Here is an 11867-nt window from a genome sequence, read left to right as displayed (position 1 = left end):
TTATAGTCTAAGTCTATTAAGATGCAATTTGTTTATAAGAGTACATTAATAAATGTAATGAATTAGTTATGCAAGGATGTGAATTATATTGGATAGAAAAAATAAAGGATTTACTTTATTAGAAGTTTTGATATCTTTAGCAATAATCATATTTATAATGTTTGCATTTTTTAAAATATATAATAGCTCAATAAGAGTTAATACAAAAAATGATAGAGATATAAAAGCATTAAATTTAGCTCAAAATGAGCTAGAGAATTTAAGAAATCAAATAAAAACTTTAGGGGATAAAACATATTTAAATGTAGGCGAAGATAAGGTTGAAATAAATCAAATAAATGAGATAAGCGATAAAATAGATATAAGTGATATAAATGAAAAAACTAAAAACTATAAGAAAAATTATAATGATGATGAAATGAAACCAAGAAAATACGATATAAAATTAAACTTATATAAAGAAAATATTGTAGATAAAATGTATTTATTTCATATCTATGTACTTGTCGAATCAGAAGATAAGCATTTTACTAAAAGAAAGGTTGAGTTATCTACATCTATATTGAGTAAGAATAACAATGATATAGATACAGAACAAAAACCAAATCCTCCAACAGAAAATAAGCCAGATCCAGATTTTATAAATGGAATATCGTACATATATTTTAATGGAAGTAGTAGTTCACTTCATGTAGGAAATGATATAAATACTACTAATAATAGAATTTTAAATACAAAAAATAATGAATCAAGTGTAAATCTTAGTGAAAAAACTACATTTAAAATATCTTTTAAACCAGGAGTCAATAATAATAAGATATATTTAAATAGTGTTGTCAATGATAAAGAATATTTTTTTGATAATAACAATGATACATTATTTAGAGAATATTATAAGCCATCATATATTAAAATAGAGTCACGAATAGGAGATGAATCTAGAAATAGCTTAATTAGAGATATAAAGATAAATGGGGAATTAGTAAAGCATGAATTAAATAAAGAAGAAAGATATTTTGAATTTTATATTGGAGAGTCTGAAGAAGTTAATATAGAATTTGATGTAATAAAACAATTGAATAATTATGGAGGAGAATATTTTAGGGTTTCATTTGGGAAAAGTAAAAATAATTAGTTACTAAGGAGAAAGAATATGAATATATTTAGCTTGCTAGAGATAGCGATAGAGCTTGGTGCATCAGATGTACATATAACTGTCGATTGCCCACCAAGGGCTAGGGTAAAAGGAAAGTTTGTAAATCTTAGGGAAGATAGTTTGACTCCTCAAGATACGGAAGATATGTCCAGGGAAATAACTGGATCTAGGAAGTTTAAGAGATTGCAAGAACATGGAGAGGTTGATTTTTCTGTGTCTATTGATAACGGAGATAGATTTAGGGTTAATGCATATAAACAAAGAGGTTATTACGCAATAGCAATAAGAACAATAACAGCAACGATACCAACATTTAAAAATTTAGGATTACCAGATGTTATATCTACATTTTCAGAAAAACACAAAGGACTAGTTTTAGTAACAGGACCTACAGGAAGTGGAAAGAGTACAACTTTAGCAAGTTTAATAGATATAATAAATACGAATAAAGAAAGACATATAATAACATTAGAAGATCCTATAGAGTATGTACATAATCATAAAAAAAGCATAGTTAATCAAAGAGAAGTTGGAAGTGATACTGAAAGTTTTAGTTCAGCGCTTAGGGCAGCACTTAGACAAGACCCAGATGTTATTTTGGTAGGTGAGATGAGAGATCCTGAAACTGTTTCGATAGCACTAACAGCAGCAGAAACAGGACATTTAGTTTTTTCTACTTTACATACAATAGGGTCAGCGAAAACTATAGATAGAATAGTAGATATGTTCCCAGCTGAACAGCAGCAACAAATAAGAACACAGTTATCTACTGTTTGTGAGGGTGTAGTATCTCAACAATTGATACCGACGATAGATGGAAGAAATCGAGTGGCAGCTCTTGAAGTTATGATAGCAACATCAGCTATAAGAAATTTAATAAGAGAAAATAAAACATATCAAATACAAAATATAATACAAACAGGATCTAAATTAGGTATGCAGTCTATGGATCAGGAACTTGCTAGTTTATATAGACAAGGAAAAATATCGAGAGAAAGTGTACTTAGTAGATGTACTGATTATGAATATACATCAAGGATAATTGGTGGAAATAACTATTAGTATTTATATAAAAAATTTATATGTCTAGTTAGGGGGGGCTGGTATTAAAGAAAAGTTAAAAAATATAAAGGGCATCACTATTATTGAAGTTATTATAGCTATTTCTATAATGATTTCAGTTATACTTATTGGATATAACATTATAAATGGAATTACTAAAACTACTAAAAGTCAAAGTATTATTACCGGATTTCAACAGTCTGCTAATTTACTTAATAAATACTTAAGTAAGGATTTAGAGAAAAGTAAAGAAGTAAAGATTACTGATAATGGAAAATCTAGTTATAGCTATGATATAAAAATGTATGATGATACTGTAATTAAATATGTGACATACAAAGATGGATTAAATTATACAGTAGAGAGGCAGAAAGATGGAGTTAAATTTGAAATAATAAATAAACAACCTATTTTAAATAAAGAAAGACCTTTTTCAATAGATTTGGACAAAGAAAATAATTTATATAAAGTAGGTATTTATATAGAAAAAATGATATATATAGATTTGATGTATCACCTAAAATTAGCACCCCAATTGTTATAGAAGATATAGCTAATACAGATATAATAATTGAAACAGATGATGATATCTATGAAGCTAATATTTCAGTAGGAAATGAAATTTTTAAGATAGATAAATTTTCAGATAAAGAGTATAAACCTGTAAAAATTATTATAGATTTTGAAAATGAAGAAATTGAAATAATAGATATCCTTAGTAATCAAAGGTGGACACTAAATCCAGAGATTTTTAAAAGTAAGTTCAAAGAAAAATATATAAAAACTTCTGAAATTAAAGTTTCATCAAATGGTGACTTTATAATTAAATCTCCTAATGTATCTATAAAAGGATATGGTGATATAGACATTAAAGATGTAATTAATTCAAAAGATAATAATGATGGTTGTATTATTAAGATAAAAGAAGGAAGGGAAATAAAAAACATATCTTTTAATATGGATATACATGGGACGACTAAAATGATATTTAAATAGTAAAATAAAGTTTAAAATATATATTTCTAATAGAAAGGGATAGTAAATGTGCAAGAAATTAAAGAATAATAAAGGTTCTACACTAACATTAGCTATATTTGCACTAGTATTGATTACTATATTTATAGGTATGATTTACAGCCAAATATATAATCAAATAAAGCTAAATAAAAGCACAGAGGCTTATATAGGAGAAAAATATTTGGCTGAATCTGGGGTAGAAATTGGACTTTCAGAATATTTAAAAACAATAAGATTAGATGGAAGTGTTACTGAAAATAAGATGGATAGGTTGCCCTTAGAAATAGTTAAGCAATATTTACTACAAGCTAAATATATAAATAATAATAGTGGTAATATTGAAGATGGTATCAATAATATATTGCAAAAAATAGAATCTAAAAATCCTGATTTAGTAGAAATTAAAAAGTTGATTGAAACGCTATTGAATTCACCAAATCTAGGATCTAACAATCATGAAAAAAGATTAGTTAGAGAAGAAATATTGATTGCGAAAGAATACTTATCAAGCATTATGTTTGGTAATCAAAACCCTGTAATAAATATTAAATATATAATAGGTAAATGCATAAGAAATATGGATTTATGCGTAAGGGATATGAATAATAATTTTAAAATATCATCGACAGATAAAGAAGCTCATAACTATATTAGGGATATAAAGAATAAATTACTAGATATAAATAATAACATACAAAATTTTATAGGTAACCCTCATAGCATACAAAACTTAAGAATTTACATAAATGAACTAAATAAAAGCATAGAGAATATAAAAAAAATAAAAGATATAAAAGATTTTAATATATTAAATCAAGCAGATATGAAAAAGATATATGGAAACTACTTAACAGAAGATTTATTTAACATTTTTTTAAATAGGATAAGTACTATAAGTTTAGAATTAGAACTTTTAAAAGAATATATACAAAATGAGCTATCAAAATTAGATCCCAACTTAGCTCCGGATAATAAATTATACTTATATGTTGATGATGAATTAGGATGTACAGGAAAAGAAGGAAGAGATTTTAAAAGTAAAATATCAATATATGATGATAGAGAATATGATAGGTCATTTATAAAAGAAGAAACAAGCACTAAATATGAAATACTTAAGGAAGGTGCTTATATAAAAATTCCAATTAAAATCGAAAGTATATCAGGAAAATACAAAATAGAATCAAAGATAAATGTTGTAGTAGATAAAATAATGTCTGACAAAAACTATAATATTAAATATGAAGTAATTAGTTGGGATAAAAAATAAAGGGATAGGTGGATAATTTAAAATGGAATATATAATACAAATATATGTATTTATAGTTGGAGTGATATTTGGAAGTTTCTTCAATGTATGTATATTTAGAATACCAAATAATCAATCAATATCAAATCCGCCATCGCACTGTTATTATTGTAATAATAGACTAAAAGTATTAGATCTAGTACCAATACTAAGCTGGGTATTCTTAAATGGGAAATGTAGATACTGTGGTCAAAAGATATCTCCAAGATATCCACTAATAGAGCTATTAACAGGTATATTATTTGTATTAATATATAATGTATATGGACTAAACTATATAACTCTATATTATTTAGTATTAATATCACTACTTATAATAGTAACTTTTATAGATATAGACCACTTTATAATACCAGATAGTCTAATAATATTTGGATTAATATTTGCAGTATTATTTAATTTAACAGGTCAAGGAATAGCACTAAAAGACAGTATATTAGGAGCACTAATATGTGGCGGGGGAATGCTAATACTTATAAATTTAATAGAATTTATAGTTAAAAAAGAAGTAATGGGCGGAGGAGATATAAAACTCTTTTTTATGACTGGTTTATTCCTTGGAATAAAGGGGGGACTTTTAACAATACTTCTAAGTATATATGTAGGTGCGATTTATGGTATAGGAGTAGTAATATATAGTAAAATAAAGAAACTAGATTACAACTCAATGATACCTTATGGACCATTTATATCTGTAGGTGCATTAATAACAGTTCTATGTGGAACTAATATAATAAACTGGTATTTAGATATATTGGCTTAATGAAAAAGGATAATAGAACTAACGATTATCTTTTTTATATAATAAATAATATATTGAATTAAAGATGTGAAATAAGGTTAATACTAATATTAACCCTACTATTATATAAAATTATGATTTATATAATAGGAATTTCTATAATTTTAGCGTATTTAGCAGACAAATGCTTATATAAAATATGCAAAGAAATAATAAAAACTAAGTATATAACATCATTTATATACGTAAGTATAGTATTAACTACAGTATTAATTTATTATAAATATCAATCAACATCAGATTTTATTAAATACATATTATTATTACCATTTATAATAATTATCTCAATAATAGACTATAAAACAACATACATATATGATATAACATTAGTTAGTGGTATAATTGTTCAAGGTGCAATTTTCCTAATAACAATAAATTCTAAAGAAGAATTGATAAACTATATAGTAGCATTATTAATAGGGCTAACGATACCATTTGTATTAGCAAAAACAACCAAAGGATTAGGAGAAGGAGACATAGGCTTATTTGGCTTATGTTGTTTTTCGTTGGGATACAATTATAGTTTTTATTTGATTATTTTATCTTTTATTTTAGCTTCTATATATTGCATGTATTTAATTTTAATAAAAAAAGGTAAAATAAGAAAAATACCATTTGCACCATTTATATCATTAGCAACGATTATGATAATGTTAACAAAATACGATTTATTAAATTTTTATTTTTATAATATCGATCGATTATTTTGAACCATGTATGGGCGAAGTAAAATTTCACATAATCAACAATTAAAGGAGGAGACGAAATGTACGTAATAGTAGGGTTAGGAAATCCAGGAAAACAGTATGATAAGACAAGACACAATGTTGGTTTTGATGTTATAGATATGTTGGCGAAGGAATATAGCATAAGTGTGACGAAGATAAAACATAAGGCTTTAATTGGAGAAGGAAGAGTAGGAGCAGAAAAGGTTTTATTAGTTAAGCCACAAACATATATGAATCTAAGCGGAGAAACTTTAATAGATATATACAAATACTATAAAGTAGATTTGAGCAATATAATAGTAATATATGATGATATCGATTTAGACGTTGGAAAAATAAGAATAAGAAAAAAGGGTAGTGGTGGAACTCACAATGGTATGAGATCAATCACTAAATGCCTTGGGTCAACAGATTTCCCAAGAGTAAGAGTTGGTGTTTCTAAACCAACGCCAGGACAAGACCTAGCTGACTTTGTATTATCAAGGTTTAGAAAAGAAGAAGCTATTGATTTAGCAACAGGGTTAGAAAAGGCCTGTAATGCCGTAGATTGCATTATAAGAGAAAATATAGATTTATCTATGAATAAGTATAACGGATAGCAAGAGGGGGATTTAAATGAAAGAAGATGTTTTTATATACCCTTTGCAAAATTCAAAAGAATATAAAGATATAATAAATTGCATACAAAAAAATAAAGGATCATTACTAATTAATGGTCTTTTACCAATGCAAAAACCTCATATAACATATTCTATATTTAGAGATTTAGATAGACAAATCGTATTTGTAGCAAATAGCGATTTAGAAGCTAAAAAAATATATGAGGACTTAAGTTTTTATATGAAAGATAAGGTAGAGTATTTAGGATTTGGAGATATTCACTTTTATCATTTAGATGCAAAGGATAGAAATGAAGAAGCTAAAAAATTAAAGGTGTTGCTAAAATTAGCTAAAGGTGAAGATATAATTTTAGTAACATCTATTGAAGCTATTCTGAAAAAATATACACCTAAGGATATATTATTAGAAAATATATCTACTTATAAGATAGGGGATATTATTAATTTAGAAAAATTAAGTGAAAAATTAGTTTCATTAGGTTATGAAAGAGTATCAGCAATAGAAGGATTTGGACAATTTAGTATAAGAGGAGGAATAGTAGATATTTTCTCTCTAGAATATACAAACCCAATTCGTATGGAATTATTTGATGATGAGATAGATTCTATACGAACTTTTGATGTATTTTCACAAAAATCTATAGAGAAGATAAAAGAGTTTTCTATAACTCCGTCTAGGGAATTTATATACCCTCCTATAACTGAAGATGCTGCTAACAGAGTAAAAAAAGATACTACAAAAAATACTAATGAAGATGTATTTAACGATATAGATAATATACTTAGTAAAACTTATTTTGAAGGTATAGAAAATTATATAGATTATATTTATACAGACGAGAATAAAAGTTTATTTACTTATTTAAAGGATGATGCAATCGTATTTTTCAATGATATAAGCAGAACAAAAGAAAGATGCGAAAATTACACTAATGAATTTAGAGAAAACTATAAGCTAAACCTTGAAAGAGGATTAGCTATAAAAATCAAGGTAAACTACTATATGGTTATAGTGATTTAGAGTTTATTTCAGAAAATAAAAAATTAGTATTAAACACACTACTGCCAAAACCTATAAATGATTTTAATATAAAATCTATTGTTAATTTTGAATGCAGAGAAATACCAAATTTCAATGCTAAATCTGAGGTTTTAGTTGAAGAATTAAATAGGTTAAAATATAACGGTTATAAAATTATTTTAGCGACGAATACATCAGATAGAGCTAAAAAATTACATTCTGATTTATTAGATTTAGGTTTAGAATCTATAATAGCTAAAGATAGGGATATGGAGTTAAAGTCTTCTCAAATAGTAATTATACCTGCTCGTATAAGTAATGGATTTGAGTATAAGTCTATAAAATTTGCAATTATTACTGATAATGAAATGATAGGTGTTCATAAAAGAACATCAACTTCAAAATCAAGTAAGGCTAAAAAAGGTAAAAAAATAGAATCATTTATGGATTTAAATGTTGGTGACTATGTAGTTCATGAAAATAGCGGTGTTGGTAGATACACAGGTATTGAACAGATTACTGTTAATTCTATTAAAAAGGATTACATGAAAATAGTTTACCAAGGTGGAGACAATTTATATGTACCAATAGATCAAATGGACAAGGTACAAAAATATATAGGTGCAGATGTTGAAAAAGTTAAATTAAATAAGCTTGGAACAAACGAATGGAGCAGGGCTAAAGCTAAGGTTAAAAAAGAAATAGAAGATATGACAAAAGATCTTATAGAACTTTATGCTAAACGTGAAAAAGTAAAAGGATATAAGTTTGATAAAGATACACCTTGGCAAAGTGAGTTTGAATCGTTATTCCCTCACCAGGAAACAGATGATCAATTAAAGGCTATCGAAGAAACTAAAAAAGATATGGAATCAGACAAAGTCATGGATAGACTTATCTGTGGAGATGTTGGATATGGTAAAACTGAAGTGGCTATAAGAGCAATATTTAAAGCTTGTATGGAACAAAAGCAAGTTGCAGTATTAGTTCCTACGACAATACTTGCTCAACAACATTATAATACATTTAAAGAAAGATTTGAGAATTATCCAATAAGGGTAGAAGTTTTAAGTAGATTTAAAACTCCAAAGCAACAAAAACAAATTATAGAAGATGCTAAAAAAGGTTTAGTAGATGTTTTAATAGGTACTCATAGAATAGTATCTAAAGATATAACTTTATCTAATTTAGGACTTGTAGTTATAGATGAGGAGCAAAGATTCGGAGTTAGACATAAAGAAGCACTAAAACAAATAAAATCAACTGTAGACGTGCTTACATTGTCTGCTACGCCTATTCCAAGAACACTTCATATGTCTCTTAGTGGAATAAGAGATATGAGTGTTATAGAAGAACCTCCTCAAGAAAGACATCCAGTAATTACTTATGTTACAGAAGGTAAGGAAAGTATAATACAAGATGAGATTGAAAAAGAATTAGGTAGAGGTGGTCAAGTATTCTTTGTATATAATAGAGTTGAACGTATAGAAGAAATGGCTAGTATGATACAAAAATTAATACCTGATTCAAGGGTTGCTGTAGCACATGGAAGAATGACATCTAAGGCACTTGAAAATATAATTTTAGGATTTTTAAACAAGGAATTTAATGTATTAGTTTGTACAACTATAATTGAAACTGGTATGGACATATCAAATGCTAATACTATGATTGTATATGATGCAGATAAAATGGGGCTAGCACAGCTTTATCAGCTAAGAGGTAGAGTTGGAAGAAGTTCTAGACAAGGTTATGCATATTTAATGTATGAAAAAGATAAAGTGCTTAGCGAAATAGCGGAGAAAAGACTAAAGGCTATAAGAGAGTTCACTGAATTTGGATCAGGATTTAAAATAGCTATGAGAGACCTTGAAATAAGGGGAGCAGGTAATATATTAGGATCTCAACAACATGGTCATATGGCAGTAATAGGGTATGAATTATATGTCAAGATGTTAAATGATGCTATTAAGAAAGTTAAAGGTGAGCCAATAGTTGAAGAGCTAGATGTAGAAATTGATTTAAGTGTAAATGCATATATACCAGATACTTATATTACTGATGAATTATTAAAAATAGAAATGTATAAAAAGATTGCTTCTATAGAAAATAAAGATGATATGAATGATGTATCTGAAGAGTTAGAAGATAGATTCTCAGATATACCAAAAGCAGTTCAGTGTCTGTTAAAGATAGCTTATATAAAAACGTTATGTAAAAAGCTTAAAATAGAAAAAATAAGACAAGTTAAAGATGAAATATTATTAATTCCTACAACTAGATACAAGACAAAGGAAAAAGTAGGGTATAATATAGTTACAGAATTGGAAGAACTATTAGAAAAAATGTGTAGTGTTAAATAACTTAATAACAGAAAGGGTGTTTTAATTTGAAGAAGATAATGGCAATAGCTATGTCTATAATGTTAGGGGTGTCTATGACTGCTTGTAGTAGCGGTCCTAAGAACGATGATGTTGTAGCGACAGTAAATGATAAGAAGATAACTGTTGCGGAGTATAAAAAGGCTTTAGATTTAAATAAGCAAGCTACTGAGTCTATGTATGGAGAAAGTATATGGGACATGGAAGTAGAAAAAGGTAAAAAATATAAAGAGTTCTTTAAAGATTCAGTTATGGAGCAAATGATAAATACTCAAATATTATTTGAACAAGCTAAGAAAGAAAATTTATTACCATCTAAAGAAGACGTAGATAAGAAATTTAAAGAATTTGAAAAAAGTATAGCAGAAAATAAAGCTTACAAAGAAAATATGAAAAAGCTTGGTATAACGAATGAAGATATAAAGAAAGAGCAAGAAATTGGATTAGCAATACAAAATTATCAAGATAACTTTAAAAAAGTTACAAAAATAAGCGATGAAGATATAAAAAAATATTACGAAGATAATAAAAAAGAATTCTATGAGGATAAAGTTAGAGCATCTCACATATTAATATCTACAGTTGATGAAAATAACAAACCTCTTTCTGAAGCTAAAAAGGCAGAAGCTAAAAAGAAAGCTGAAGATATACTTAAGAAAGCTAAAAATGGAGAAGAATTTGCAACTTTAGCAAAAGAGTACTCAGATGATAAAGGATCAGGTGCTAAGGGAGGAGATTTAGATTTCTTTGAAAAAGGAGCAATGGTTCCTGAATTTGAAGCTGCTGCTTGGGGATTAAAAGTAGGTGAAATATCTGAATTAGTAGAAACTCAATTTGGATATCATATAATAAAAGTAACTGATAAATCACAAAAACAATTAACTTTTGATGAAGTTAAAGATACTATAAAAGACAAATTATTAGGCAATAAATATACAGAAACTATTAAGAAATTAACAAAAGATGCAAAAATAGAAAAAAATGAAAAATCAATAGAGAGTGTAAAATTCTAAAAATAAAAAGCTATGTTTAGTAAAACATAGCTTTTTTGTATAATTTTCTTTTCATTGGTAAAAATAAGCTTAAAGTTACTAATGGAGGGATCAATTTAATGAGAGCGACAGGGATTGTTAGAAGAATAGATGACTTAGGAAGGGTTGTAATTCCTAAGGAGATAAGAAAGACTCTAAGAATTAGAGAAGGAGATCCGCTAGAGATATTTACAGCGAAAGATGGAGAAGTAATATTAAAAAAATACTCACCAATAGGAGAGTTAAATGAATTTTCTCAAGAATATGCAGAAACTTTAGGAGAAACTTTAGGCTATGGAGTTTTAGTTACGGATTTAGATTCTATAATAGCTGTTTCAAAATTATCCAAAAAAGACTATAAAGAAAAAAGCATAAGTGATGAACTTGAACAGCTAATAGAAAATAGAGAAGTAAAACATAGCGATAATAGTAAAATATTAGCTTTGCATAAAGACGATACAATGGAGTATACTAGTCAGGTAATAATGCCGATAGTTAGTTCTTCAGGAGACTGCATAGGATCTATAATACTAGTTTCTAAAGAGTCAAATGCGTTATCTGAAGGTGAAGAAAAAATATTAAAAATAGCTGCTAATTTCTTAGGAAAACAAGTTCAATAGTTATTTTAAAATAAGACCCTAAATTTTTAGGGTCTTTTAAAGTTATAGTAATATATTGAATAAGTTGTTGAATATATGATATATTAAAGTTTGTTATATAAATAAGATGGAGGTTATGTT

At 26.9% G+C, this 11867-nt stretch carries 10 protein-coding genes and 1 pseudogene; all 11 read left to right on the top strand.

Translation table 11 applies throughout. From position 1 onward, the window contains the following. Window positions 1-88 precede the first annotated feature (88 nt). The 11 genes and pseudogenes from JWF52_RS06060 to spoVT all read left to right on the top strand — a co-directional run bounded on the left by JWF52_RS06060 (window position 89) and on the right by spoVT (window position 11747). Window positions 89-1135: a prepilin-type N-terminal cleavage/methylation domain-containing protein gene (locus JWF52_RS06060; RefSeq protein ID WP_208332514.1), complete on the top strand. Its 1047-nt coding sequence runs from the start codon at window positions 89-91 to the stop codon at window positions 1133-1135. Between the two features lie 18 nt (window positions 1136-1153). After that, a complete protein-coding gene (locus JWF52_RS06055) occupies window positions 1154-2218 on the top strand; it encodes a type IV pilus twitching motility protein PilT (protein WP_208332513.1) in 1065 nt (354 codons plus the stop codon). A gap of 109 nt (window positions 2219-2327) precedes the next feature. Next, window positions 2328-2762 carry a hypothetical protein gene (locus tag JWF52_RS06050; RefSeq protein WP_208332511.1) on the top strand — a complete coding sequence of 145 codons (435 nt, stop codon included), beginning with the start codon at window positions 2328-2330 and terminating at the stop codon, window positions 2760-2762. A gap of 498 nt (window positions 2763-3260) precedes the next feature. Continuing rightward, window positions 3261-4505: a hypothetical protein gene (locus tag JWF52_RS06045; protein WP_208332510.1), complete on the top strand. Its 1245-nt coding sequence runs from the start codon at window positions 3261-3263 to the stop codon at window positions 4503-4505. Between the two features lie 22 nt (window positions 4506-4527). Continuing rightward, window positions 4528-5307 (top strand): prepilin peptidase, encoded by a 780-nt coding sequence (locus JWF52_RS06040; protein WP_208332509.1) that lies wholly within the window; start codon window positions 4528-4530, stop codon window positions 5305-5307. A 113-nt stretch (window positions 5308-5420) separates the two neighbouring features. Then, complete coding sequence (locus JWF52_RS06035; protein WP_208332508.1) at window positions 5421-6056, top strand: prepilin peptidase; 636 nt, start codon at window positions 5421-5423, stop codon at window positions 6054-6056. 56 nt (window positions 6057-6112) lie between these two features. After that, window positions 6113-6673 carry an aminoacyl-tRNA hydrolase gene (gene pth, locus JWF52_RS06030; RefSeq protein ID WP_208332506.1) on the top strand — a complete coding sequence of 187 codons (561 nt, stop codon included), beginning with the start codon at window positions 6113-6115 and terminating at the stop codon, window positions 6671-6673. Between the two features lie 16 nt (window positions 6674-6689). Beyond that, the gene (locus tag JWF52_RS19630; protein WP_353654880.1) at window positions 6690-7715 is read left to right on the top strand and encodes a transcription-repair coupling factor family protein; all 1026 of its coding nucleotides are present in this window, start codon (window positions 6690-6692) and stop codon (window positions 7713-7715) included. Then, window positions 7667-9956, top strand: a pseudogene (gene mfd, locus JWF52_RS06025) (transcription-repair coupling factor); the annotation flags it as partial. The gene JWF52_RS19630 and the pseudogene mfd, both read left to right, overlap by 49 nt. 148 nt (window positions 9957-10104) lie before the next feature. Continuing rightward, entirely contained in the window at window positions 10105-11109 is a 1005-nt protein-coding gene (locus tag JWF52_RS06020) for a peptidylprolyl isomerase (RefSeq protein ID WP_208332504.1), read from the top strand. 98 nt (window positions 11110-11207) lie between these two features. Then, complete coding sequence (spoVT, locus tag JWF52_RS06015; protein WP_208332501.1) at window positions 11208-11747, top strand: stage V sporulation protein T; 540 nt, start codon at window positions 11208-11210, stop codon at window positions 11745-11747. Window positions 11748-11867 lie beyond the last annotated feature (120 nt).

Origin of the sequence: Clostridium sp. CCUG 7971, assembly GCF_017590215.1 — a bacterium.
In the GTDB taxonomy this organism is placed as follows: Bacteria; Bacillota; Clostridia; order Peptostreptococcales; family Peptostreptococcaceae; genus Faecalimicrobium.
Note: the sequence above shows the minus strand (reverse complement) of the source record. Positions and strands in the feature narration are given on the sequence as shown.

Coding starts and splice junctions, on each gene's coding strand:
- JWF52_RS06055 (WP_208332513.1), top strand. CDS start 1,154: ATGAATATATTTAGCTTGCTAGAGATAGCGATAGAGCTTGGTGCATCA.
- JWF52_RS06050 (WP_208332511.1), top strand. CDS start 2,328: ATGATTTCAGTTATACTTATTGGATATAACATTATAAATGGAATTACT.
- JWF52_RS06045 (WP_208332510.1), top strand. CDS start 3,261: ATGTGCAAGAAATTAAAGAATAATAAAGGTTCTACACTAACATTAGCT.
- JWF52_RS06040 (WP_208332509.1), top strand. CDS start 4,528: ATGGAATATATAATACAAATATATGTATTTATAGTTGGAGTGATATTT.
- JWF52_RS06035 (WP_208332508.1), top strand. CDS start 5,421: ATGATTTATATAATAGGAATTTCTATAATTTTAGCGTATTTAGCAGAC.
- pth (WP_208332506.1), top strand. CDS start 6,113: ATGTACGTAATAGTAGGGTTAGGAAATCCAGGAAAACAGTATGATAAG.
- JWF52_RS19630 (WP_353654880.1), top strand. CDS start 6,690: ATGAAAGAAGATGTTTTTATATACCCTTTGCAAAATTCAAAAGAATAT.
- spoVT (WP_208332501.1), top strand. CDS start 11,208: ATGAGAGCGACAGGGATTGTTAGAAGAATAGATGACTTAGGAAGGGTT.